Below are 24,400 nucleotides of genomic sequence, written 5' to 3' on the forward strand. Positions count from 1 at the left end.
GCGGTCGCCTGGGTCTACAATAAAGTAGCCGATAGAATCCTCGGGAGCAGACAATGTCCATAACAGTCAGTGAACTCGCAGAGAGCATCAGGTCGTTGAGCTTGTCCGACAAGAAGATTCTGCTGCAAACCCTGCTCCAGGAAATACAAAGCCATCAAATCCCAGACGCCAAGTCGAATGCGCGCACAGTCCTGACGCTGGAAGCCCTCGCTGATGTCGATGCCGACCGGTTCGTGGATCATGATGATGTCAAGGCATGGGCCAAGAGTCTTGCCGACCCAAGCCAATCGCCGCTGCCCAAATAATGAAACTGCGTTGGACAAGCAAGGCTTTGTCCGACTTGGAGCGGCTTCATGAGTTCTTGAGCCGGAAAGATGCTCAAGCTGCCAGCCGGATCATCGGTGCGTTGGCGGCGGCCCCCGAAAACTTGCTCGCCAATCCGCAAATCGGCGAGCGCCTGCGCGAGTTCGGTCTGCGCGAAGTTCGCCGCATTCTGGTTAAACGCTATGAAATCCGTTACGAGATCAAAGGTTCTGTGATCTATATTTTGCGCATCTGGCACACCAAGGAATATCGCTGATGCCTGGCAGATACGCCTACACTGGACCGTCCTATTTGCAGAGCGCGGTAACGTTGACGAGGTCGACGAACCCTGCGCCGTCGTTGTTGGTGCCGGTGTTGTTCGTCAGGGTGCAGACCTGCCCCGTCGGGTTGGCCGATACCGTGACCGCATAACTGGCGCCGTGCAGCTCCATCGGCGAATACGAAACGGCGAACACGGCCAGGCCGTTGGCGCTTGCCTTCAGGATGTTGCCCCCGCCATCGGCGAAGCTGACGGTATTGCCGACTGCCAGTCCCGACACCGTCACCCCTACGCGGTATTGCAATAAGCCGATCGCGGCAGGCTGGCACGTCACGGCGACGTTGCTGATATCGACCGCAACATCCTGGGCTATCGTGCCCGATCCGTTGGCGACCGTGCAGGTGGCGCCGTTCGGGTCGGCGAACTTGACGACACTGTACGGCGCGCCGGACGCCACGGGATAGGTGAACTTGAAGCCGCCGCTGCCCTTCACGGCGATGGTCTCCGCACCGTTGTTGACCAGCAGCAGAGTGGTGTTAGCCGACAGGCCGGTCACGCTGCCCGAAATGAGGGCCGATTTTTGCGTCGCCGGCGGGGTCGTCGCCGTCGAGCCGCCGCCTCCGCAACCGGCCATGGACAATGCCAGCGCCAACGCTGTTATTTTGGATGGATGCATATGATCTCCCTGAGTTTTCTGAATTTTCTGAAATATAAAATACTGCAATTGTCGCGATAAGGCCGATTCGATTGAAAAGTTAACATTGATTCAAAGACAATCAATCCCTACAATCGATGTTCTTCAACTTTCTTCAGATCGGACTTCCATGCGCGCCTACCGCCTACTTCCGCTGCTGCTTTGCGCCGCCGCCGCCCAGGCCCAGATGCCGGCGCAGGACACCGTCAAGGGCGGCAAGGACCATCCGCTGCTGTCCCGCTTTGAAGGGTCGAAGATGGTCGGCTACGGTCTCAAGGAATTCGACGAGGTGATGCTGCCGGCCGGTAAACGCATCGAGAACAAGGGCGGCCAGATGGCGTTCGAGAACGCGCTGCAACTGGAGGGCAAGTACACCCGCATGGCCTACAACTTCCCGCGCGAACGCTCGTCGCTGGAGGTGATGCGCAATTACCAGGCGGCGCTGGACAAGGCCGGCCTGAAGACCGTGTTCGCCTGCGCCAAGGAAAACTGCGGCAGGGGCTTCGGCGAGTTCTTCCTTGATAAGCGCGTCGGCAATCATTTCATCCAGGGCGCCGAGGCGAGCTCCGATCCGTTCAACTACGGCCGCGACGATGAACGCTACCTGCTGGCCAAGGGCACGCGTCCGGACGGGTCGCTGGTCCACGTGGCCGTGTATTCGGTCGCGCCGGTGCAGGACAAGCTGGGCGGCATCTACGTCGAGATCGTCGAGGCCAAGGCGATGGAGGGCGGCAAGGTGTCGGCCAATATGAACGCGGCCGACATGGCTAAGGGCATCGCGGCCGACGGCAAGGTGGCCGTGTACGGCGTCTTCTTCGACACCGACAAGACCGACGTCAAGCCCGAGTCCAAGGCTGCGCTGGCCGAGATGGCCAAGCTGCTGCAGCAAGACGCCAAGCTGAAGCTGTACGTGGTCGGCCACACCGACAACCAGGGCGCGCTGGCGCACAACCTGGAACTGTCGCAGAAGCGGGCGGAGTCGGTGATCAAGGTGCTGGCGGCCGATTACAAGGTCGACGCGAAACGGCTGAGCGCCAAGGGCGTGGCCTCCTACGCGCCGGCGGCCTCGAACGATGCCGAAGCCGGGCGCGAGAAGAATCGCCGGGTGGAGCTGGTCAAGCAGTAAGCAAGTCGGCGGCTACAACGAGATCAGCGGAAGCTGCGTCCATTTACGCAATAAGTACGCCGGCATGTTCAGGCGTCCCGGTACTCGGCTTCCAGTTCTTCGCGGCGCGGTTGTTCGGCGATGTGCAGGATCAGCGTTTCGCGCAGGTCGTGCGCGGGGTGCACGGCGCGGTGGCGGGCGAACCAGAATGCTTCACTCAGATCCTCATCCTCGTGCGCGGTGGTGATCAGCAGCTGCTCGTCCGGCACGTCTTCGTAGTTGACGGCTTCCAGGCTGGCGTCTTCGATTGCTTCGCGCCAGGCTTCGCACTCCTTGCCCCACGCCAGCGCCAGGGCGCAACCGGATTCCACCAGCCAGCGGCTGGTTTCCCACATCGTCATCTCCGCCACGTCGGCCTCGACGACCAGCACGGCTTTGAAATGCGACAGGCCTTCCAGCGCGGGAAGATCGCTGTCGGGAGTGAGGTGTAAATAGCGGATGACCGGTTTCTGCATGATGGGACCATAGATATCGAGTCCCGGATTTTAACAGCCTGCTTAAAACGGATCGAGCGCGATGGTGAATTTTCCGCTCGCGTCGAGAGCGCCCATCGTGTAGCCCTGCCAGCCAGGATAGGCCTGCGGCTCCCAGTAGAACACGCCCAGTCCATTCGAGCCCAGCGCCTTGGTCTTGGCCAGCAAATCGGCCAGCATGGATTTGCTGGTGGCCGCCTGGGTCCAGTCCATGCCCACTTCAGTCACCATCACCGGCCTGGCGTAGCGGGACACCATGTCCCACATATTGGCCGAGATCTTGTTGTTGTAGTTGGCCCAGTCCGACGCCGGCGGATAGTGCGACATGCCGATCACGTCCCACTTGGCGCCCGCGCCCTTCACGCCGTCGAAGAACCAGCGGAACACGGCGTTGTCATAGCCGTTGGCCAGGTGCAGGATCACCTTGGCGTTCGGGTAGACCGCCTTGGTGGCGTTGTAGCCGCTGTTGATCAGCCCGGCCAGGTTGGCGAAGCTGGTGGTCTTCCCTTCCGGCCAAAGCATGCCGCTGTTGATCTCGTTGCCGACCTGTACCCACTCGACCGTGATGCCGTTGGTCTTCAGGTAGTTGAGGATGCCCTGCGTGTGGCTGTAGACGTCGTTGTTCAGTTGCGCCAGCGTGTGGTTGGCCCAGGCGGCCGGCTTGGTCTGCTGGCCGGGATCGGCCCAGCTGTCGCTGTAGTGGAAGTCGATCAGGATGCGCTGGCCTTGCGCGGCGGCGCGCTTGGCCTTGTACAGCACGTCCGCGCCGTCGTTCCAGCCGCCGCTGGGGTTGACCCAGACGCGCAGGCGGATGGCGTTGACCTGCAGGTTCTTCAGCAGCACGAAGGGATCGGTCTTGACGCCGCTGCTGTTGTAGAACGAATAGCCGCTGGACTCCTGCTGGCTGACCCAGCCAACATCGGCGCCGTTGGCGAAGGTGGCGGACTGCGCGGCCAGGCTGAACGCCAGGCCGCACAAAGCGGTGAGCCAGCGCTTCATCATCAGCCGAAGCGCGCGGCCGGCACGCCGGCCACGTCCAGCCGCACGGCGAACAGGGCGCCGGTCAGCGGGAACTCCTTGAGCTGCTCCGGCGTGTTGTCCTCGCGCGCGGTGGTGATGTACAGCGTCTTCAGGTCGGCGCCGCCGAAGGTGCAGGAGGCGGGATTGCGTGCCGGTACGTGGATCGTGTCCAGCAGCTCGCCATCGGCCGAGTAGCGGCAGACGCGGGCGCCGCCCCACTGCGCGATCCAGACGCAGCCTTCGCTGTCGACCGTCATGCCGTCCGGCGAACCTTGACCGCCGCCGAACTCGCGCCACACGCGGGGCTCGCCCAGCGTACCGTCGGCCGCCAGCGGATAGGCGTAGGTGCGGTCCTCATAGCTGTCGGTGTGGTACATGGTGGCGCCGTCCAGGCTGAAGGCCGGGCCGTTGCAGATGTGGTAGTCCTGGTCCGCCACCGTCAGCGACAGGTCGGTGTCGAGACGGAACAGCTGGCCGATGGCCTGGGCGTAGTCGGTGTTGTGCATGGAGCCGGCCCAGATGCGGCCGGCGCTGTCGGCCTTGGCGTCGTTCATGCGCAGGGCGCTGCCGGCCGGGAACGGACGGGCCAGGTATTCGATGCGCACTTCCGGCTCCAGCCACAGGCGGACGATGCCGTCGCGCAGGCCGGCCATGAAACCGTCGCCGTCGCGGCGCGCGATCAGCCAGCAGATGTAGTCGGGCATGGCCCAGCTGTGGCGCTGGCCGCTGCCGGCGTCCAGCGCGTGCAGCGTCTGGCTCTTCAGGTCGACGAAATACAGCCGGTTTTGCTCCGCCACCCACGACGGACCTTCGCCCAGCTGCGCGCCGGCTTCCCAGATGCATTGCACTTCATGCTTGCTCATCAATTTCGCTCCCAGTGTGGAATCCACCATCATACTGACAATGCGCGCCACTTGGCCACATAGGCGGCGGCGCGTTGGCCCAGCTCGTCAAGACCGACTCCCGGCGTGTACAGCTGGCCACCGATGCCGAAGCCAGTGGCGCCGGCGCGCACCCAGCCTTCCATATTGTCGGGCGTGATGCCGCCGACCGGCCACATCGGCGTCCCGGCGGGCACCACGCTGTTGAACGCCTTCAGGCCGTTGTGGCCGACCATATCGGCCGGGAACAGTTTCAGCGCGTGGGCGCCGGCGTCCAGCGCGGCGAACGCCTCGGTCGGCGTGGCGACGCCGGGCGCGCAGTACATGCCCAAGTCGGCCGCGCGGCGGATGGCGGCCGGATTGCAGTTCGGCGAGACCAGCAGGCGCCCGCCCGCCTCATACACGGCTTCGACGTGGCCGACGTTGAGCATGGTGCCGCCGCCGATCAGCGTGTCCGGCAGCTGCTCCTTGACCAGCGAGGCGATGCACTCGAGGGCGCCGGGACGGTTGAGCGGCACTTCCAGCGCGCGGAAGCCGGCCTGGTGCAGCACCTTGCCGACCGCGACCGCCTCCGCAGGCTGCAGGCCGCGCAGGATGGCGACCAGGGGAATGGTGGGATGGGATGGAGTCATGATCAAGCCTGTGGGAAAAATTGGGAGATCGCGGTGCAGTACACGCGATGCGGATCGAGCACGTCGCAGCGCAGGCCGAAGTGATCAGCGGCCACCGCGTAGCGGACAGCCAGCGCCGGCGAGCCGATGACGGTGATGTTGGCCGCGCCGCCGCTGGCTTCCAGCGCGCGGGTGGCGGCGGCGAATTCGGCGCCGATCAGCAGGCCGCTGACCACGGCCGGCGCCTGCGCCGCCGGGGCGCTGCGCGAGACCACGCCGGCGCGCACGCGGAACAGCGTGTTCGACAGCGGCTCGTTGCGGCGGGCCTGGGCCAGGCCGATGGCATAGCCCTCGACGTCGGAGGCGTCGCCGCCCATCATCGACGACAAGGTGCCGCCGGCCGACAGCATGGCGAACAGTTCGCCGGTCATGTAGGTGGACATCGACTGGATCAAGCCGTCGCGCAGCAGCACCCATTTGCTGTGGGTGCCGGGCAGAACGAGCCAGCCGTCGCGATGGCCGAGCGCCACCGCGCCCAGCAGCTGGGTTTCCTCGCCGCGCATGACGTCGACCGCGCCGCCGTCACGGTGGCAATAGCCGGGCACGATGTGGCAGCGGCCGGCCCAGTCGGCGTCGGCCACCGGCGCCAGGTGGGTGGGCAACTCCGTCAGCGGCACGGAACTGTCCAGGTAAGGCACTTCCTGCCAGCCGGAGGCGCTGCCGACCATGCCGGACATGATCACCGGCACCTCGCGGCCTACGCCCATGGTCTCCAGCAGGCCGGCCAGCGCGCCGCTGAAACGCTCGCGTCCGCCGACCGCCAGCATGCCCAGGCCGTCCTCGTGTTCGGCCAGGCAGGCGCCATGTTGATCGACCAGATAGGCGCGCCGATTGCTCGTGCCCCAGTCCACTCCCAGTATTTTTTTGTCCACTATGCGATCCCTTTGCTGACGCTGCCAACATGGTACGAAAAAGGCCGCCCCGGCTCCAATGAATTATCTCGCTGGACTAATACCAAAATGGTATGGCAAGCCCCTGCCGAGGCCGGTAAAAGTTGCCCCTTGGATGCCTTTGGTTTAGTATGACCGCAACAAACAATCCAGGCATGCATGTATATGGAATCTCGCACCCCGTCCACCCGAAATCTGTTCATTGCAGGCGCCGTCGCCGGTGCGCTGCTGCTGGGCGGGGGTGTCTATTTTTCCGCCATGACGCCGGCTGAATCGCAGGTCATGCCGGCCCCGGCCAAGCATCCGGCCAGCGCCAGCAGTTCGGCCTCGGCGGCGAGCTCCGCGCCGGTGGCGGCGGCGCCGCGCGCGGTGGCCAGCGCGGCGCCGTCCGCCCCGGCCGAAGCCAAGCACCTGCGCAGCAAGGAACAGGCCGCTGCAGCCCTGATGGCGCTGCCGGAATTGCAAGCCTGGTCGGCCATCGTCGAGAAGAATTCCGGCGGCAAATCGCACGGCGCGCTGATCGAATACGACCCGGCCCCGCGCCTGTTGAACGGCAAGAGCTACTGGCAGTTCAGCTTTGTGGAAAACAGCAGCGACGCGGCGCAGCGCTGGGAAAGCTTCCTGGTCTCGTCCAGCGACGACGAGATCCTGGTGGAAGACGCCAGCACCGACGAGGTGATCAGCTTGGCGCGCTGGCGCCGTGAAAAACACCCGGCCAAGCGCACCAGCATCGACGGTTAAGCGACCTTCCGCTCCCCCACCGGCACGGCCTTCGCGGCCGCGCCCACCTGCCCCACCCACAGCACCGAGAACAGCGTCAGCCCGGCGGCGATCCAGCCGTTCAGGCCGTAGCCGGCGATATGGCCGGCCGCGTCGGTGTGCAACATCCATCCGCCCGCCAGCGCGCCAAAGCCGCTGCCCACTTGCTGGATCGCCGAGTTCGAGCTGAGGAAGGCGCCGCGCCGGGCCGGCTCAGGCACGGTCGTCATCAGCGCCTGCATCGGGATGTTGCGGCCCGAGATGGCCGTCATGAAGAACGGGAAGAACAGCATCACCGCCGCCAGCGGGATCACCGGCATGTGCGTCATGAACATGATGGGCAGGATGGAGAACAGCGCGATGTAGCGGTACACGCGCTGCGCGCCTGAACGGTCCGACCACTTGCCTATCATGCGCGCGCTGAACAGCGTGGCCACGCCGCCGGCCAGGTAGACCCAGGTGATCTCCGCCGGCTGCACGCCGATGTTCTCGACCAGCATGGGCGAGATGAAGGGAATCACCAGCATGCCCGTCATCATGTTCACGCCCGACAGCAGGAAGGCTTTCAGGTGGCCGCCCACGCGGTAGAGGCCGATCAGGTTGGGCAGCACCTCGGACAGCGGCACCGGGCGGGTCAGATGGCCGCCCAGCGAGGGCAGCACGCGCCAGGCGCCGCCCCAGATCAGCAGCGACAGCAGCACCAGCAGGTAGAACGGCGAGGCCCAGCCGTAATGCGCGGCCAGCATCACGCCGGTCGGCACGCCGGCCACGGCGGCCAGGCTGAACGAGGTCATCACGACGCCGGTGGCGGCGCCACGGCGCTCGACCGGGATCAGGTCGCCGATGATGGCCATGATGATCGAGCCCAGCACGCCGCCGGTCAGGCCGGCGAAGGCGCGCGACAGCACCAGTATGTGGAAGTTGGGGGCCAGCGCGCAGGCCAGGTTGGACAGCGTGAACAACGCGAACATCGCCAGCAGCAGGCGCTTGCGGTCGAAGCGGTCGATGTACATCGAGGCCAGCAGGCCGGACAGGCCGGCGCACCAGGCGTAGGCCGACACCGCGCCGGACACGGCCGCCGGCGTGATGGAAAACGCGCGCATCAGCTGCGGCGCCAGCGGCATCATCACCATGAAGTCCATGATGACGGTGAACTGAGTCAGCGCCAGCAGCCAGAGCACGATGCGCTCGCGCGCCGGCGGCAGGGGGTTGGTTATTGTTGTCATCTGATTGGTAGGGTTGGATTAATCCAGCTGCCGCACGTCGTCGACCGCACGCTGCAGGATAGCGCGGATCTGCGCGGCGCGCTGGTCGCTGGCGCCGGGACCGTGGGCCTTGTCGATCACGGCGGCCTTCAGCTCGTGCATCGCCAGGCGCAGGTCGACGCGGCCTTCGGACGGCTCGGCCAGGCGCGCCAGGATAACGTCGACGAACTGGCGGTTCTCGGCCAGGAAAGCCTCGCCTTCGGGAGTGATGGTGTGCAGCTTCTTGTTGCCGTCGGCCGTGGCCGAGACGTGTCCCATGTCGAGCATCATCGACAGCAGCGGGTAGATCGCGCCGGGGCTGGGCGTGTAGCCGCCGCCGGACAGCTGCTCCAGCGCCTTGATGATCTCGTAGCCGTGGCGCGGCTTTTCAGCGATCAGGTGCAGCACGACGTAGCGCATGGCGCCGGCGTCGAACATCTTCGGCCCACGGCCGCGCCCGCCTCCGCCGCGATGGTGGTGATGGTCGCCATGCATGGCGTGATGGTGGTGCTGGTGATGTAAAAATCTAAACATTTGTCTCTCCTTACGATATAACAAGTTAAGATATAACTTAATAAGATATATCTTAACCAGTTTACGGAAGAGTTCAAGGACTTTTTTATACAGTCCAGGGCTGAACAAGGCACAGCAGCAGGAATATGTGCAGGAGGCGGAACAGCGCCATCATGAGGAACTTACGTCGGGGGTCAAGTCTGACATTCGGACACGAGCTCTGCCGTAGACGCGCGTCTACGGCAGAGCTCGTGTCCGAATGTCAGACTTGACCCCAGGGTTTAGCTGTCGAGGTGGGAGATCAGCAGGCGGCGGTTGTCGGCGTCGCCGGTGCTGGCTTTGTGTTCGACCACCAGGCGCGAGTTTTGCGCGTCCAGCGAGATGCCCACCGACAGGATGTCGATCAGCAGCAGTTGCAGGATGCGCGAGATCATCGACAGGAAGGTCGTGCTGTCCTCGCTGTGATCGACCGCCAGGCACACACTGGCTTTCTTGGCCAGCGGCGAGTTGCTCGACGTGATGGCGATGACGTCCGCCCCCGCCGCCCGGGCCGCGTCCACGGCTTGCAGCAGGTCCGGCAGCTTGCCGGAATTGGAGATGGCGATCACCACATCACCAGGATTCAACAACTCGGCCGCCAAGGTCAGCAGGTGCGAGTCGCCATACGCCGCGGTCGGAATGCGGAAGCGGAAGAACTTGTGCTGCCCGTCCAGCGCCACCACGCGCGAATTGCCCATCGCGTAGAACTCGACCCGCTTGGCCTTGGCCACCAGCGCGATCGCCTTGTCCAGCGAACGCACGTCCAGCTGGTCGCGGAATTTCAAAATCGCGGAAACAGTATTATCGATTACCTTGGCGCTCAGATCATGCGTGCTGTCGCTGACGCGCACCTGGCTGTGCCGCACCGGAATCGCGCCGGTCAGGCTGCTGGCGAACTTCAATTTGAAATCGGCCAGGCCGAGGAAACCCAGCGAGCGGCAGAAGCGGATCACAGTCGGCTGGCTCACTTCGGCCAAACGCGCGATATCGGCGATCGGCTCGTTCAGCACCAGGCGCGGCTGCTCCAGCACCAGCTGCGCCACGCGCTGCTCGGCCGGTGTCAGCTCGTGCTGCAGATGCTGCACGCGCTCCATCAGCGTGTTGGCGCCGCTGCGTCCGCGCAGGTGCTCGGACAAAATCGTCGCCACGCCATAGAACGCCGGATTCGGCGTGGTGATCACATAGGTAGGAATCTCCGACAGGTAGCTGGTGAAACGCCCCTTGGCCTCGAAGCGCGCGCGGAACGGCGACGAAGCGAACCACTCGCCCATGCGCGGCACGATGCCGCCACCGATGAACATGCCGCCGAACGCGCCCAAGGTCACGGCCAGGTTGGCGGTGGCGCCGCCCAGCATGGCGCAGAAGCATTCCAGCACTTCCAGGCACAGCGGGTCCTTGTCAGTCAGCGCGCCGGCCATGATCTCCTGCGAGGTCAGGTCGCGCACCTGGCGGCCGTTGCGCTTGGCGATGGCGCGGTAGATGATCTCCATGCCGGGGCCGGAAATCAGACGCTCGGTCGACACGTGCGACCAGGTCTGCCACGCGTACTGCAAAATCGAATATTCGCGCTCGTCGGCCGGCGCGAAGTTGGTGTGGCCGCCTTCCGATCCGAGCGTGACGAAACCGTCCACGGTCGGAATCACGCCCGACACGCCCAGGCCGGTGCCCGGCCCCAGCACGCCGATGACGGAATTGGAGGCCGGTTTGCCGCCGCCCACCTGCATCAAATCGGCAGGCTTCAGGCCCGGCAGCGACATCGCCAGCGCGGTGAAGTCGTTCACCACCAGCAGCGTGTGCAGGCCCAGCGCGCGGCGTACTTCGTCGGTGGAGAATTCCCAGTCGCGGTTAGTCATGCGCACATGGTCGCCGCTGACCGGGTTGGCCACCGCCAGCGCCGCGTGGTTCAGCGTGATGTCGGCGTGGTCCGCCAGGTAGGAGCGCAGCATGGCGACGATGTCGGTGTAGTCGTCGCACTTGAGCACGCGCACCGCGCGGAACTCGCCGGGCGCGGTCTGCAGGGCGAAGCGGGCGTGGGTGGCGCCGATGTCGGCCAGCAGGCGCGGGCCGTCGGCAAAGGCGGTGCGATTCAGTTTTTGATCCACTTCAGCTTGTTTCATCGTCGATTCAGTCAAAACAGTTGGCGGAAGCATACCCGAAATACGCGATGTTAAGAAGGAAACTGGTGCAAATTCCCCTCTCCCGCCACGCTACGCGGCGTAGCCGAACCACGCGCCGAAGGCCGGCAGCTCCACCTGGCCGTTGACGACCGTGCCCGGCAGGCCATAGCCTTCCATCTGTTCGGCGCCCACCGCCTGCGGCAGCGCGCAGCTGACCGGCTCGGCGCCCAGGTTGAACACGGCGATGATGCCGCGCTCGCCCTCGGCGTCGCGGCGCAGCGCCAGCACCGGCTCGGGCGTGTCGAAGAACTGGATCGCGCCGCGCGTCAGCTGCGGCAGCTTGCGGCGCCAGGCGATGAACTTGCGGGTGAACTCCAGCGACGACGCGGCGTCGCCCTCCTGCACCGAGGCCGCCTTGGCCAGGTGGTCCGGCGAGACCGGCAGCCACGGCTTGCCCTCGGTGAAGCCGCCGTTGGCGCCGGTGGTCCAGGCCATCGGCGTGCGGCAGCCGTCGCGGCCCTTGAACTCCGGCCAGAAGGTGATGCCGTACGGGTCCTGCAGCAGCTCGAACGGCACGTCGGCCTCGGCGAAGGCCAGCTCGTCGCCCTGGTACAGGCACGGCGTGCCCTTGAGCGACAGCTGCATCGCCAGGATCATCTTGGCGAACGCCACCGGCGCGGACGGGCCGCCCCAGCGGGTCGCCACGCGCTGCACGTCGTGGTTGCCGACCGACCAGGAAGCCCAGCCACCCTTGACGCGCGCCTCGAAATTCTCGACCTGCTTGCGGATGTAGTGCGACGAGCAGGTCGGCACCAGCAAGTTGAAGCTGTAGGCCATCTGCAGCTTGTCGCCGTCGGCGGTGTACTCGGCCATCACGGCCAGCGAATCGTCGGCGCCCACTTCGCCGATGGCGACCGCCTTGTATTCATCCAGCAGCTTGCGCAGCTTCTGCAGGAACGCCAGGTTCTCCGGGCGGCTCTTGTCGTAGATGTGGGCCTGCATGCCGTAGGGATTGACGTCCGAGACGGTGGCGGTGTCGCGGTTGACGGCCGGCGGATTGCTGCGCAGTTCCAGGTCGTGGAAGTGGAAGTTGCAGGCGTCCAGGCGGATGCCGTCGACGCCGCGCTCCAGCCAGAAGCGCAGCGCGTCCAGGTGCGCCTGCTGCACTTGCGGGTTGTGGAAGTTGAGCTGCGGCTGGCTGACCAGGAAATTGTGTAAATAGTATTGACGGCGGCGCGTGTCCCACTGCCACGACGAGCCGCCGAACACCGACATCCAGTTGTTGGGCGGGTTGCCGTCCGGCGCGGGATCGGACCAGACGTACCAGTCGGCCTTGGGATTGTCGCGGCTGGAGCGGCTCTCCTTGAACCACGCGTGATCCTCGGCCGTGTGGGCCATCACCTGGTCGATCATGATCTTCAGGCCCAGGCCGTGCGCCTTGGCGACCATGGCGTCGAAGTCGGCCAGCGTGCCGAACATCGGGTCGACGTCGCAGTAATCGGCGATGTCGTAGCCGAAGTCCTTCATCGGCGATTTGAAATAGGGAGAGATCCAAACGATGTCCACACCCAGCGATGCGATATAGTCCAGCTTTTCCGTAATACCAGGTATATCTCCAATGCCGTCACCGTTGGTATCGTTGAAGCTGCGCGGGTAGACCTGATAGATGATCGCCTCGCGGTACCAGTCCTGGGCGTGCGGAGAAACTTGTGTAAGTTGTTTGGTCATAAGAAAATCCTGGGTTGGCGACACTGGATATAGGTTTGTAGACAATATACATCACGGTAGTGGAATTTTCAATCCATGAGCCAGTAGCGGATTATTACAATTAATCCTTAAAAATCAACGTCTTATGGATTTTTACAAAAATTCGTCGGATAAAAATAGTAGTCAAACTACACACTCAGGAGAGAGATAGTGAGCAATACCGGCAACGGGCCAATGCCCCGGCAAATCCCTTACATCATCGCCAACGAAGGCTGCGAACGCTTCAGCTTCTATGGCATGCGCAACATCCTGACGCCCTTCCTGCTCAGCACCCTGCTGCTGTTCGTGCCGCTGGCCGACCGCGCCAGCGAGGCCAAGCACGTGTTCCACACCTTCGTCATCGGCGTGTACTTCTTCCCGCTGCTGGGCGGCTGGCTGGCCGACCGCTGGTTCGGCAAGTACAACACGGTGTTCTGGTTCAGCCTGATCTACGTGGCTGGCCACGCCTGCCTGGCGATCTTCGAGGACAACCTCAAGGGCTTCTACTTCGGCCTGTTCCTGATCGCGTTCGGCTCGGGCGGCATCAAGCCGCTGGTGGCGGCGTTTGTCGGCGACCAGTTCGACCAGACCAACAAGAACCGCGCCAAGGCGGTGTACGACGCCTTCTACTGGATCATCAACTTCGGCTCCTTCTTCGCCTCGCTGCTGATGCCGCTGTTCCTGCGCGACTACGGCCCGGCCGTCGCCTTCGGCATTCCAGGCATTCTCATGGCGGTCGCCACGCTGGTGTTCTGGCTTGGCAAGCGCAAATACATCCACGTGCCGCCGGCCGCGCCGAATCCGAACTCCTTCAGCAGCGTGGCCCGCACCGCGTTGATGAGCAAGCAGCCGGGCCAATCGCGGCCCGGCCTGGTGATGGCCGGTGTCGGCGCGCTGGGCGCGGTGGCGTCGCTGTGCATGACGCCGCAGTGGGGCTTCGTCATCGCCGCCTGCCTGGCGCTGGTGCTGGTGCTGGCGTTCGGCGGCATCGGCGTGTCGATGCAGCTGGACCGCGCGCGCGGCCTGCACAGCGACGAGGCCGTGGAAGGCGTGCGCGCCGTGCTGCGCATCCTGATCGTGTTCGCGATGGTGACGCCGTTCTGGTCGCTGTTCGACCAAAAGGCTTCGACCTGGATCGTGCAGGCCAACTCGATGGAGAGCCCGCTGCTGAACATCCTCGGCTGGGAATTCACGCTGCTGCCGGCGCAGATGCAGGCGGTCAATCCGATCCTGGTGATGCTGCTGATCCCCTTCAACAACCTGGCGCTGTTCCCGATCATGCGCGCCATCGGCATCACGCCGACGCCGCTGCGCCGCATGGGCCTGGGCATCGCGCTGTCGGCGGCGGCTTGGGTGGTGATCGGCATGATCCAGCTGCGCATGGATGGTGGCGACAAGGTGTCCATCCTGTGGCAATTGCTGCCGTACGCGCTGCTGACGCTGGGCGAGGTGCTGGTCTCGGCGACGGGACTGGAATTCGCTTACAGCCAGGCGCCGGCGCCGATGAAGGGCATCATTCTGAGCTTCTGGTATCTGGCGGTCACCATCGGCAACCTGTGGGTGTTGATCGTCAACGCCGGCGTGAAGAACGATGCGGTCAGCGCGCACATCGCCACCAGCGGTATGGGCGTGATCGCGTTCCAGATGTTCTTCTTCGCCGCCTTCGCGCTGCTGGTCGCCGCCATCTTCGCGCTGTACGCGATGCGCTACAAGATGGTGGACAACTACCGCACTGAAAACCAGGGCAGCGCGACCAAGTAGGCGACCTACGCGGGCGGCGCCTTGATGTTCACGGCAACGCCCGCGATGATGTCATACGGCACGCGCACCCGAGGCCCTTCACCGCCGAAATCGGCAGGATTGCGCGTGATGATAAGACGACCTTCCGCTTCAGCTGTCGCACGTACGATGCAGTCTGGCAGTGAGTACTTGGGAGGATGAGTGATGCTGTGGCCTCGCAAAGTAGCCGCGCGTTCCATGATATCGTCGTTCAGATGTCCATCTTGCACGCCACTTCCATCCAGGTGATGGAGCTAATGATAGCGTCGTCATAGCTCGTCAGTTCGACCACCGCAGCCGCATGCCCCTCCAGATTGTCGATCAGGATATTCGTGTCGAAGAGGACTATTTCCATTCGGCACGCGCCTCGCGCTGGTAAGCGACCGCGTCGCGTGGCTTATCCGGGTCATGCTTCCACATGCCATGCACGCTCATGACGGCAGCAAGACGTTTCGCGCGCGCGGCGGCGCTGATGGCGGCCGTGTCAGCAGCTACGCCGGTCTCTTTGACAGCCTCTGCCATCTTTGCAAGGGCGGCCTGGTGCTGCCGCTCAAGCATCTCGGTCGCGCACTGGGCGGCATAGGCTAACAAAAGCGCATCGATGCCTTTCGTCCCCCTCATACGCGTCATGCGTGCCGCGCTACCACTGAGCCACACCCCTTTAGCTTTGGCCTTCTTCGGATATGCGGCCGCAAGCGCCTGCAGCAGTTCAACGCTAGTCAAATGATTAGAGTCAACCTGCCGCGCACGAGCAGCCGCACGCACGCGCGCTATTTCGCGATCGTCCAGCTCTACCGTAAGTTGCGCCATGAAACACCCATTTCGGTTGCCTATACAGTTAGTGTATAACACGCGCGCAGGCATGGCACTCCGCAAGGGAGGAATAGACCCGGCCAACCAATCAAGGTATCAAAACTACAGGTTTTAGATTACCATAACCAGCAAATTCAAGGGTATTTGCTGGTTTTTTGTAGCCACACTACCTAAATCTATAGTTTTTGGAGGCGGCGATATGGGCGGTAGGCATCTTGGAGTGTGGCGGCGGGTGGTCGGGGGTTTTGTTGGCGGTGCACTGGCGCTGACTAGTGTGGCCGCCGCTGCCGCCGATGCGGCGACGCTTGCCGCTTGCGATGGGCCTTTCGCCACCGTCCTGCAGCCGGCCGTCGCCGCCGATGCGCGGGCTTATTGGCTCAATCGCCAGTTGATCAAATGGCCGGGCGCAGATGCCGCTGGCGGCGTTTTCAAACTCTATCACTCCGCTTCCGCATCGCTGCACGCTGCGCCTGGCACGCGCGTGTCCGGCGCGGATGGTGCGCTGGCGTTGGTGCGCTTCGATGGCGGCGTGCCGGCCGATGTCGCGCAGCACTTCAAATTTGTCGGCGACGGCGCTTTGCTGGCGTTGGCCTCCACCGATTCTACGCACCTCGGCGGCGTGTTGACGCAGCAGGTCATGCTGGTGCACGAGGCCGACGATGGCACCGTGCGCGACGCCACCACGCTGCAAATCGCCGGCGCGCTCGATGACTTGTACGCTGGCGCCGCCAAGGCGCGGGATCTGGGCGTTAGTGTCGGCGGGGCCGGTGCGCAGTCGCGCAAGCAGACCGGCTTCAAACTGTGGGCGCCGACCGCGCAGCGCGTGGCGCTATGCACCTACGCCGACGGCTCCGGAAAAGCCTCCGCCCTCACCACCATGCAGCGCGACGAGGCCACCGGCATCTGGTCCGCGCACCTCGACGGCAACCGCTCCGGCCAGTACTACCAATACCTGGTGGACGTGGTGGCGCCGTCGGCTGGCCTGGTGCGCAATCTCGTCACCGATCCTTATTCCATCAGCCTGACCACCGATTCGAAGCGCAGCTACATCGCCGACCTGAACGCCGCCAACCTGAAACCCGCCGGCTGGGACAAAACCCCTGCACCGAAAAAGGTCGCCACCCAATCCGACATGACAGTCTATGAACTGCATGTGCGCGACTTCTCCATCAACGACAGCACCGTCAGCGCCGCCAACCGCGGCAAGTACACCGCCTTCACCGAAGCCAGCTCCAACGGCATGAAGCACCTGGCGGCGCTGAGCAAAGCCGGCCTGACCGACATCCACCTGCTGCCGGTATTCGACATCGGCAGCGTGCCGGAAAAAGGCTGCGTCACACCCGCCATTCCGGCCGTCCTGGCGCCGGGCAGCGAGGAACAGCAAGCGCTGGTCGCAAAGACCCAGTCCACCGATTGCTACAACTGGGGCTACGATCCCTACCACTACAACGCCCCCGAAGGCAGCTACTCCACCGATCCCGCCAACGGCGCGAAGCGCATCATCGAATTCCGCCAGATGGTGCAGGCGCTGCACAAGACCGGCCTGCGCGTCGGCATGGACGTGGTGTACAACCATACCTTCATCGCCGGCCAGAATGAGAAGTCGGTATTGGACCGCGTGGTACCCGGCTACTACCACCGCCTGAACGCCAAGGGCGCCATCGAACGTTCCACCTGCTGCGACAACACCGCCACCGAAAACCTGATGATGGCCAAGCTGATGATCGACTCCGTCGAACAGTGGGCGGTGCAGTACAAGATCGACTCCTTCCGCTTCGACCTGATGGGCCACCAGCCGCGCGCCGCGATGGAGCAGCTGCAAGCCCGCGCCGACCGCGCCACCGGCCGACACGTAAACCTCATCGGCGAAGGCTGGAACTTCGGCGAAGTGGCCGACGGCGCGCGCTTCGTGCAGGCGTCGCAGCTGTCGCTGAACGGCAGTGGCATCGGCACTTTCAGCGACCGCGCGCGCGACGCCGTGCGTGGCGGCGGCGCCGGCGACAGCGGCGTGCAGATGGTCACGCAGCAGGGCTACATCAATGGCCTGGTGTACGACACCAATGCGCAAGCGGGCAAGCGCCCCGCCAGCGACCTGCTGCAAGCGTCGGACCTGGTGAAGGCCGGCCTGGCCGGCTCCATCCGCAGCTACCCGCTGCAAACCTGGGACGGCAAGACGCAACAGCTGCAGGACATCGTCTACGGCGGCAACCAGCCGGCCGGCTACGCCAGCGAGCCGGGCGAAGTGGTCAACTACGTCGAGAACCACGACAACCAGACGCTGTACGACATCAACGCCTTCAAGCTACCGCAATCGACCACCAGCGCCGAACGCGCGCAGGTGCAGATGCTGGGCGCCGCCATCAACGCCTTCAGCCAGGGCGTGGCCTACTTCCACGCGGGCTTCGACATCCTGCGATCCAAATCGCTGGACCGCAACAGCTTCGAATCGGGCGACTGGTTCAACCGCATCGACTGGAGCTACCAGGACAACTACTACGGCACCGGCGCGCCGCGCGCGGAGGACAACGGCAAGGACTACGCCCTGATCAAGCCCCTGCTGCGCGACGCCGCCATCAAGCCGTCGCCGAAGGACATCGCCTACGCGCGCGACGCCTTCCGCGACCTGCTGGCGATCCGCTCCAGCAGCACGCTGTTCCGCCTTCGCACGGCGGCCGACATCAAACAGCGCCTGCGCTTCCACAACACCGGCGGCGGCCAGGTGCCGACCGTGATCGCCGCGCACCTGGATGGCGCAGGCTACGCGGGCGCAAACTTCAAGTCCGTCACTTACCTGATCAACGTCGACAAAGTGGCGCAGCGCGTGACGGTCGCGGAGGAAAAGAACCGCCGCTACCAGCTGCATCCGGTCCACACCAGCATGACCGCAGCGGACAAACGCGTGGCCTTGGAAGCCAAATACGACGCGGCCTCCGGCACGTTTGCAATTCCGCCACGCAGCGCCGTGGTATTCGTAGAAAAGAACTAAACACCGTGATATCTTTTTGGCTCCCTATCGATCCAGAAAGAGATCATGATGAGACGCAACCCTATCGCAGCACTGCTGCTACTGCTCGCGCTCAGCGCCTGCGGTGGCGGCGGCGACTACGCCGCGCAGGCTAACCGCCCGCCGGTCGCCATGGCCGGTCCCGCGCAAACCGTCGCCGCCGGCACCTCGATCAAACTGGCCGGCAGCGGCGCCGACGCCGACCAGGACCTCCTCAGCTACACCTGGACGCTGACCAAGCCCTCCGGCAGCGGTGCGACCCTGCTCAACGCCAAAGTCGCCACGCCGACCTTCTTTGCCGACCTGCCGGGCGTGTACACCGCCACGCTGGTGGTCGATGACGGCAAACTCAATAGCGCACCATCGTCCGTGATCATCACGGCGCAGTAACTGTCGCACCTCGTTTAGTGCGCCGCCATTAAACACGGCGGCCGCCAAGGCCCGCGGCCTCCCGGCGATGGCATAGCTGCTACACTAGTTTTTCGCCCGTCACCGTCGTTCAAAACATGAAACTGCACACGCTCGCGCTGCCCCTCTTCTTCTTCGCTCTGTCGGCTTCCGCCGCGCCCATCGCCGATCCGGTTGAATTGATCAATCCCCTGATGGGCACCGCCAGCAAGCCGGAACTCTCGAACGGTAACACCTACCCGGCCATCGCGATGCCGTGGGGGATGAACTTCTGGACGCCGCAGACCGGCAAGATGGGCAATGGCTGGGCCTACACCTACGACGCCGACAAGATCCGCGGCTTCAAGCAAACGCACCAGCCCTCGCCATGGATGAACGACTACGGCCAGTTCGCCATCATGCCGGTGACGGGGAAACTCAAGTTCACGCAGGACGAACGCGCCAGCTGGTTCTCGCACAAGGCGGAAGTGGCGAAGCCCTACTACTACAGCGTCTACCTGGCCGACGCCGACGTCACCACCGAGATCGCGCCGACCGAACGCGCCGCGCAGTTCCGCTTCACCTTCCCCAAGACCGACCAGGCCTACGTGGTGGTGGACGCCTACGACAAGGGTTCGTACATCAAGGTGATTCCGTCGGAGCGCAAGATCGTCGGCTACAGCACACGCTATGCGCGCGGCCCGCTGCCGAAGAACTTCAAGAACTACTTCGTCATCTACTTCGACAAACCCTTCGCCTCAACCCGCATCTGGAGCGGCGACAAGCTGGCCGGCGACGTGATGGAACTGACCAGCGACCATAGCGGCGCGGTGGTCGGCTTCAAGACCGAAAAGGGCGAGAAGGTCGGCATGCGCGTGGCCTCCTCCTTCATCAGCGAGGAACAGGCGGAGCTGAACCTGAAGCGCGAGCTTGCCGGCGACAGCTTCGACGCCACCGCGCAAAAAGGCAAGGACGTATGGAACAAGACGCTGAGCCGCATCAGAGTGGAAGGCGGCAGCGACGAGCAGACGCGCACCTTCTATTCCAGCCTTTATCGCATGCTGTTCTTCCCGAATAAGCTGTACGAGATCGACGCCAACAACCAGGTGGTCCACTGGAGTCCCTACAACGGCAAGATCCTGCCCGGCTATATGTTCGCCGGCACCGGCTTCTGGGACACCTTCCGCGCGCTGTATCCCTTCCTGAACCTGATGTACCCGTCGATCAACCGCGAGATGCAGGCCGGCCTGGCCAACGACTACAAGGAAAGCGGCTGGCTGCCCGAATGGTCCAGCCCCGGCTTGGCCGACGTCATGATCGGGAATAACTCGGCATCGGTGGTGGCGGACGCCTACATCAAGGGCCTGCGCGGCTACGACATCGAAACGCTGTGGCAGGCGCTCAAGCACGGCGCCGACAACGAGGGGCCGATGAGCGCCGTCGGCCGCGCCGGCGTCAAGTACTACAACGAACTTGGCTACGTGCCGTATGACGTCAAGATCAACGAGAACGCCGCACGCACGCTGGAATACGCGTACGACGATTTCACCATCTACCAGCTGGGCAAGGCGCTCGGCAAGCCGCAGTCGGAGATCGCCATCTACGCGCAGCGGGCGATGAACTACAAGAAGCTGTTCGACCCGGAGACGGGCCTCATGCGCGGCAAGAACAAGGACGGCAGCTTCCAGTCGCCGTTCAATCCCTTCAAATGGGGCGACGCCTTCACCGAGGGGAACAGCTGGCACTACACCTGGTCCGTCTTCCACGACGTGAACGGGCTGGTGGACCTGATGGGCGGCCGCGAGAAGTTTGTCGCCAAGCTGGATCAGGTGTTCGCGCTGCCGCCGACCTTCGACGAGAGCTACTACGGTGAAGTGATCCACGAGATCCGCGAAATGCAGATCGCGAACATGGGCCAGTACGCGCACGGCAACCAGCCTATCCAGCACATGATCTACCTGTACGGCTACGCCGGCGCGCCGTGGAAGACGCAGTACTGGGCGCGCGAGACCATGAACCGCCTGTACAAGGCCACGCCCGACGGCTATTGCGGCGACGAGGACAACGGCCAGACGTCCGCGTGGTATGTGTTCTCGGCGCTGGGCTTCTACCCGGTCACGCCGGCGGTGCCGCAGTATGTGATCGGCGCGCCGCTCTTCAAGAAGGTCACGCTGCGGCTGGAGAACGGCAAGACGGTGGTCATCAACGCGCCGGCCAACAGCGACAGCAAGCGCTATGTGAACGCGCTCAAGTTGGACGGCAAGGCCTACTCGAAGAACTGGTTGAGCCACGCAAGCCTGATGCAGGGCGCGGTGCTGGACTTCGACATGTCCAGCCAGCCGAACAAGCAGCGCGCCACCGCGCCGTCCGACGCGCCCTACTCGCTTTCAACCGACCCGCATCCCTAACGGCTAACGTTCATCCACCGTTCAGCCGTCGATGCCGTTGCGGTCCACGACCGCATCTTCAGCCGACAACACGCGGCCATCCTGTGCGCGCACCTCGATCCGCCGCACCGGCTGGCCGCGTTTGCGGTCGACCAATCGCACATGCGCCTCGCCTTGCTCGAAGAAGTAATCCTCCCCCCATTGGCGTAGAGCGACCAGCATCGGAAAGAGCGCCCGCCCTTTCCCGGTGAGCTGGTATTCCAGATGCGCGCCGCCGTCGTCCGGCTGCACCGTTTCAAGTATCCCGTGTTCGACCAGGTTGCGCAGCCGCGTGGACAGGATGTTCTTGGCCAGCCCCAGGCTGCGCTGGAATTCGCCGAACCTGCGCAGGCCATCGAAGGCATCGCGCACGATCAGCAAGGACCATCCATCGCCTATCGCATCCAGCGGACGCGCCACCCCGCATGCCACGTCCTTGTGACTGGTGCGCTTGACCATTCCATCTCTCCTTTACGATTGTGGTTGCATAATAAAACCGAATGAGCTATAAATCAAATGGTTTCATATTAAAACCAAATTGAATAGAGGCCAACCATGATCCATTCCGACGAAACCTTTGACGGCACCTTCCCCTTTGCCCCGCACTACAGCGACGCACCCGGATTCCAGATGCACTATGTCGACGAAGGGCCACGCGACGCGGAGGTGATCCTCTGCCTGCACGGCGAGCCTACCTGGGGCTATATGTTCCGGCACCTGATCGCCAGCCTGTCCGGCGAATACCGCGTCATCGCGCCCGACCACATGGGCTTCGGCAAGAGCGCCACGCCGCAGGCGCGCAGCTACTGGCTGCAGGACCATATCGATAATCTCGAACGGTTGGTGCTGGCGCTCGACCTGCGCAAGGTGACGCTGCTCATGCACGATTTCGGCGGCCCGGTCGGCATGGGCCTGGCCGCGCGCCATCCGGAGCGCATCGCCCGCGTCATCTCGGCCAATGGCCCGACTCCGTTCGGGCAGTCCGATTTGTCTTCCCGCCTGGTGGCGAACGCGCAGGTCTCGCCGTGGTTTCAATGGATACTGAAGGCGGAAGCGGAGCAGCGGCTGGAAAACGTGCTGGGCGAGTTGGGATTCAATATCCTGAGTACACTCAAGCTCAATGGATTCGAAAACCACGCGCTCATCGACCAGACCTGGCTGCGCGCCTATGCGGCGCATTTCGCCACGCCGGCAGATTGCCTGGGTGCGATCGGCTGGGCAAAGGGATTTGCGACCGGCGCGCATCAATTCGAAACGCCCGGCGACGCGGCCAGGGAAGCCATCAAGTCGCTGCCGGCCCTCGCCATCTGGGGCCTGGCCGACCGCACGCTGCATGCCGGGCATTTCCTGCCGCTGTACAGCGATCTGTTTCCGAAGTCCGAGGTGCACACGTTGCCGGGCGTGGGCCACTACTGTCTCGAGGATGCGCCGGAAACCGTGGCCATGCTGGTCACGCGGTTCATGCGGCGCACCCGGGAGGCGGCTTACTCCTGACCGATCAGGACGACCGCGTTCCTCGTACCGAAATTGACGCTGCCGCCTTTGACGACGGCGCTCTTGCCGGAGTAGTAGTCCTTGACCTTCTGGCCGTTGGCGAACACGCCGTGCAGGTTGATGCTGGCGGGTTTGTCGGCCGGCAGGTCCAGCGCGACGACCACCTTGTCGTGCAGCGCGCCCTTGTCATAGGTGCGTTTGAAGACGTAAGGCTTCGCCTGTAGCTGCTGGTGCACGCCGGCGCCGACCGCGACGTGGGCCTTGCGGAACAAGCCCAGTTTGGCCCAATGCGCGCGTACGTCGGCGATCTTGTAGCCGTCGCGCTGCGCGTTTTGCTGCAGCTCGTCCCAGTTCATGAAGGAACGCAGCTTGGCGTCGCCCACCGCTTCCGCCACATCGAGCTTGCGCGCGGTTTCGTCGCCGTAGTAGATCTGCGCGGCGCCGGGCGCCAGCAGCAGCTTGTTCGCACTTTCGAAAGGCTTCTTGCGCGAAGCGTCGAACGGCTTGTCGTAGTCGTGCGAGTCCAGGTAGTTCAAGACCGAGTAGCCATCGAGCGCGCCGCCGTGCAGCATGTTCGAATAGCTGCTGAACAGCGATTCGTAATCCTTGGCGGCGTCGTATACCATGCCAAAATTGATCATGCTGTTAAAGCCATTCTGGTAGTAGTTGGCGGTCTGCCCGCCGCCCAGGTCGAACACTTGTCCCTGCGCGATGTTGTAGTTGAAGACTTCCGCCGTCATGAAGAACTTGTCGTCGCTTAGCTTCTTGTCCGGATTGGCGCGCTTCCAGTCCTCGTAGGCCGCGCTGGCCACCGTGCCCAGTTCCTTCCATACCTTGGCTTCCACGTGCTTGACGGTGTCGGCGCGGAAGCCGTCCACGCCGTACTTGCGCACCCAGTCCGAATGCCACTTCATCAAGTAGTAACGCGGCGCGCGCGGATAGCCGGTGCGGGCGAAGAATTCGTCCAGCTCCTTCACTTCGCGTTCGAAGCGGCCTTCGCGCTGCCACTTCGCCGCCAGGTTTTCCGGCAGCTCGACCGGGGTGTCACTGTCGGTGCGGAAGTCGGGCAGGTTCTTCACCAGCGTGCATTCAATGGTGGTCTTGGCGTCCTTGTAGGTGCACTGCGGGCCGGTGCGTACCCAGTCGTCCGGCCAGACGTAATCGGTCTCCGTCACAGGGCCGGTCTGGTTCATCACCACGTCCAGCAGCACGCGCATGCCGTGCGCGTGGGCGGCGTCGACGAAGTTGCGGAAGTCGTTCTCCGTTCCCAGGTTGGCGTCGACCGCGGTGAAGTCGGCGGCCCAGTAGCCGTGGAAGCCGTAGGACTTGCCGGTGCCTTCATCGGTGCCTTCGTGGATCTGCTCCACCGGCGGCGACACCCAGATCGCGCTGACACCGAGGCTGTCGAAGTAGCCGTCGTTGATCTTGGTGGTGATGCCGGCCAGGTCGCCGCCCATGAAGCCGCGCAGCGGACCGGCATCCGCCTTGCGGCCGTAGGCCAGGTCGTTGCCGACATAGGCGTTGTTGAAACGGTCCGTCAGCAGGAAGTAGACGGTGGCGTTCTCCCACAGGAATGGCTGGCGCGCGGCCGGCTTTGCGGCCGGCGCGGCGATGGCGGTGGTGCCAACTGTCGCGGCGCCGAGCGCCAACGCCAAAGTCATTGCAAGGGGAGTCAATTTCATGCTGTCGTCCTTAGTTGTGG

General features: G+C 63.9%; 24 protein-coding genes. 9 read left to right on the forward strand and 15 right to left on the reverse strand.

Annotated features, from left to right (window positions below):
• Positions 1 to 53: 53 nt before the first annotated feature.
• A complete protein-coding gene (locus tag ACUJB0_RS13830; RefSeq protein WP_444845719.1) occupies positions 54 to 305 on the forward strand; it encodes a hypothetical protein in 252 nt (83 codons plus the stop codon).
• Complete coding sequence (locus tag ACUJB0_RS13835) at positions 305 to 580, forward strand: type II toxin-antitoxin system RelE/ParE family toxin (RefSeq protein ID WP_444845720.1); 276 nt, start codon at positions 305 to 307, stop codon at positions 578 to 580. Before ACUJB0_RS13830 ends, ACUJB0_RS13835 begins: the two co-directional genes overlap by 1 nt.
• A 31-nt stretch (positions 581 to 611) precedes the next feature.
• Here the strand turns inward: ACUJB0_RS13835 and ACUJB0_RS13840 are convergent, their stop codons facing one another.
• On the reverse strand, positions 612 to 1,259 hold the full coding sequence (locus ACUJB0_RS13840) for a hypothetical protein (RefSeq protein ID WP_444845721.1): 648 nt from the start codon (positions 1,257 to 1,259) through the stop codon (positions 612 to 614).
• Positions 1,260 to 1,407: 148 nt separating this feature from the next.
• Here ACUJB0_RS13840 and ACUJB0_RS13845 point away from each other — a divergent pair, with 148 nt between their 5' ends.
• Positions 1,408 to 2,403 (forward strand): OmpA family protein, encoded by a 996-nt coding sequence (locus ACUJB0_RS13845; RefSeq protein WP_444845722.1) that lies wholly within the window; start codon positions 1,408 to 1,410, stop codon positions 2,401 to 2,403.
• A 68-nt stretch (positions 2,404 to 2,471) separates the two neighbouring features.
• Here the strand turns inward: ACUJB0_RS13845 and ACUJB0_RS13850 are convergent, their stop codons facing one another.
• From ACUJB0_RS13850 to ACUJB0_RS13870, 5 genes are read right to left on the reverse strand one after another with little or no spacing between them, the layout of a single operon-like run.
• A complete protein-coding gene (locus tag ACUJB0_RS13850) occupies positions 2,472 to 2,897 on the reverse strand; it encodes a DUF7684 family protein (RefSeq protein ID WP_444845723.1) in 426 nt (141 codons plus the stop codon).
• Positions 2,898 to 2,939: 42 nt separating this feature from the next.
• Positions 2,940 to 3,914 (reverse strand): glycoside hydrolase family 53 protein, encoded by a 975-nt coding sequence (locus tag ACUJB0_RS13855; RefSeq protein WP_444845724.1) that lies wholly within the window; start codon positions 3,912 to 3,914, stop codon positions 2,940 to 2,942.
• A gap of 2 nt (positions 3,915 to 3,916) precedes the next feature.
• Positions 3,917 to 4,798: an SMP-30/gluconolactonase/LRE family protein gene (locus ACUJB0_RS13860; RefSeq protein WP_444845725.1), complete on the reverse strand. Its 882-nt coding sequence runs from the start codon at positions 4,796 to 4,798 to the stop codon at positions 3,917 to 3,919.
• Positions 4,799 to 4,827: 29 nt separating this feature from the next.
• Positions 4,828 to 5,448 (reverse strand): 2-dehydro-3-deoxy-6-phosphogalactonate aldolase, encoded by a 621-nt coding sequence (locus ACUJB0_RS13865; RefSeq protein WP_444845726.1) that lies wholly within the window; start codon positions 5,446 to 5,448, stop codon positions 4,828 to 4,830.
• Between the two features lie 2 nt (positions 5,449 to 5,450).
• Entirely contained in the window at positions 5,451 to 6,359 is a 909-nt protein-coding gene (locus ACUJB0_RS13870; protein ID WP_444845727.1) for a 2-dehydro-3-deoxygalactonokinase, read from the reverse strand.
• A 183-nt stretch (positions 6,360 to 6,542) separates the two neighbouring features.
• Between ACUJB0_RS13870 and ACUJB0_RS13875 the strand changes: the two genes are divergently transcribed.
• Positions 6,543 to 7,118, forward strand: coding sequence for a hypothetical protein (locus tag ACUJB0_RS13875; RefSeq protein WP_444845728.1), 576 nt, complete (start codon positions 6,543 to 6,545; stop codon positions 7,116 to 7,118).
• On the opposite strand, the gene ACUJB0_RS13880 is transcribed toward ACUJB0_RS13875, so the two are convergent.
• The 4 genes from ACUJB0_RS13880 to ACUJB0_RS13895 all read right to left on the reverse strand — a co-directional run bounded on the left by ACUJB0_RS13880 (position 7,115) and on the right by ACUJB0_RS13895 (position 12,777).
• The gene (locus ACUJB0_RS13880; protein WP_444845729.1) at positions 7,115 to 8,362 is read right to left on the reverse strand and encodes an MFS transporter; all 1,248 of its coding nucleotides are present in this window, start codon (positions 8,360 to 8,362) and stop codon (positions 7,115 to 7,117) included. The genes ACUJB0_RS13875 and ACUJB0_RS13880 overlap by 4 nt on opposite strands.
• Before the next feature lie 18 nt (positions 8,363 to 8,380).
• Positions 8,381 to 8,914, reverse strand: a complete 534-nt coding sequence (locus ACUJB0_RS13885) for a PadR family transcriptional regulator (RefSeq protein WP_444845730.1) — start codon at positions 8,912 to 8,914, stop codon at positions 8,381 to 8,383.
• A 260-nt stretch (positions 8,915 to 9,174) separates the two neighbouring features.
• Positions 9,175 to 11,049 carry a glucokinase gene (locus ACUJB0_RS13890; RefSeq protein WP_176363431.1) on the reverse strand — a complete coding sequence of 625 codons (1,875 nt, stop codon included), beginning with the start codon at positions 11,047 to 11,049 and terminating at the stop codon, positions 9,175 to 9,177.
• Positions 11,050 to 11,139: 90 nt separating this feature from the next.
• Positions 11,140 to 12,777, reverse strand: coding sequence for an alpha-glucosidase (locus ACUJB0_RS13895; protein WP_444845731.1), 1,638 nt, complete (start codon positions 12,775 to 12,777; stop codon positions 11,140 to 11,142).
• Between the two features lie 213 nt (positions 12,778 to 12,990).
• Here ACUJB0_RS13895 and ACUJB0_RS13900 point away from each other — a divergent pair, with 213 nt between their 5' ends.
• On the forward strand, positions 12,991 to 14,556 hold the full coding sequence (locus ACUJB0_RS13900; RefSeq protein ID WP_444845732.1) for a POT-type proton-dependent oligopeptide transporter: 1,566 nt from the start codon (positions 12,991 to 12,993) through the stop codon (positions 14,554 to 14,556).
• Between the two features lie 5 nt (positions 14,557 to 14,561).
• On the opposite strand, the gene ACUJB0_RS13905 is transcribed toward ACUJB0_RS13900, so the two are convergent.
• Genes ACUJB0_RS13905 through ACUJB0_RS13915 form a run of 3 tightly spaced genes read right to left on the reverse strand, consistent with a single transcriptional unit; the run spans position 14,562 to position 15,384 of the window.
• Positions 14,562 to 14,774: a PIN domain-containing protein gene (locus tag ACUJB0_RS13905; protein ID WP_161084770.1), complete on the reverse strand. Its 213-nt coding sequence runs from the start codon at positions 14,772 to 14,774 to the stop codon at positions 14,562 to 14,564.
• A gap of 11 nt (positions 14,775 to 14,785) precedes the next feature.
• Positions 14,786 to 14,929 carry a PIN domain-containing protein gene (locus tag ACUJB0_RS13910; protein WP_444845733.1) on the reverse strand — a complete coding sequence of 48 codons (144 nt, stop codon included), beginning with the start codon at positions 14,927 to 14,929 and terminating at the stop codon, positions 14,786 to 14,788.
• On the reverse strand, positions 14,920 to 15,384 hold the full coding sequence (locus ACUJB0_RS13915; protein WP_444845734.1) for a hypothetical protein: 465 nt from the start codon (positions 15,382 to 15,384) through the stop codon (positions 14,920 to 14,922). The genes ACUJB0_RS13910 and ACUJB0_RS13915 overlap by 10 nt, the downstream gene beginning before the upstream one ends.
• A 202-nt stretch (positions 15,385 to 15,586) precedes the next feature.
• Here ACUJB0_RS13915 and ACUJB0_RS13920 point away from each other — a divergent pair, with 202 nt between their 5' ends.
• The 3 genes from ACUJB0_RS13920 to ACUJB0_RS13930 all read left to right on the forward strand — a co-directional run bounded on the left by ACUJB0_RS13920 (position 15,587) and on the right by ACUJB0_RS13930 (position 21,186).
• Positions 15,587 to 18,373, forward strand: coding sequence for an alpha-1,6-glucosidase domain-containing protein (locus ACUJB0_RS13920; protein ID WP_444845735.1), 2,787 nt, complete (start codon positions 15,587 to 15,589; stop codon positions 18,371 to 18,373).
• Between the two features lie 48 nt (positions 18,374 to 18,421).
• On the forward strand, positions 18,422 to 18,781 hold the full coding sequence (locus tag ACUJB0_RS13925; RefSeq protein WP_444845736.1) for a PKD domain-containing protein: 360 nt from the start codon (positions 18,422 to 18,424) through the stop codon (positions 18,779 to 18,781).
• 116 nt (positions 18,782 to 18,897) lie between these two features.
• On the forward strand, positions 18,898 to 21,186 hold the full coding sequence (locus ACUJB0_RS13930; protein WP_444845737.1) for a GH92 family glycosyl hydrolase: 2,289 nt from the start codon (positions 18,898 to 18,900) through the stop codon (positions 21,184 to 21,186).
• A gap of 21 nt (positions 21,187 to 21,207) precedes the next feature.
• Here ACUJB0_RS13930 and ACUJB0_RS13935 read toward each other — a convergent pair whose 3' ends face one another.
• Complete coding sequence (locus tag ACUJB0_RS13935; RefSeq protein WP_444845738.1) at positions 21,208 to 21,663, reverse strand: winged helix-turn-helix transcriptional regulator; 456 nt, start codon at positions 21,661 to 21,663, stop codon at positions 21,208 to 21,210.
• 96 nt (positions 21,664 to 21,759) lie between these two features.
• On the opposite strand from ACUJB0_RS13935, the gene ACUJB0_RS13940 reads away from it, so the two are divergent.
• Positions 21,760 to 22,698 (forward strand): alpha/beta fold hydrolase, encoded by a 939-nt coding sequence (locus ACUJB0_RS13940; protein WP_444845739.1) that lies wholly within the window; start codon positions 21,760 to 21,762, stop codon positions 22,696 to 22,698.
• Here the strand turns inward: ACUJB0_RS13940 and ACUJB0_RS13945 are convergent.
• A complete protein-coding gene (locus ACUJB0_RS13945) occupies positions 22,689 to 24,380 on the reverse strand; it encodes an alpha-amylase family glycosyl hydrolase (RefSeq protein ID WP_444845740.1) in 1,692 nt (563 codons plus the stop codon). The two genes, ACUJB0_RS13940 and ACUJB0_RS13945, sit on opposite strands and share 10 nt — an antisense overlap.
• Between the last annotated feature and the right edge of the window lie 20 nt (positions 24,381 to 24,400).

It is taken from the genome of Duganella caerulea (assembly GCF_040362985.1).
GTDB lineage: Bacteria > Pseudomonadota > Gammaproteobacteria > Burkholderiales > Burkholderiaceae_D > Rugamonas > Rugamonas vulcania.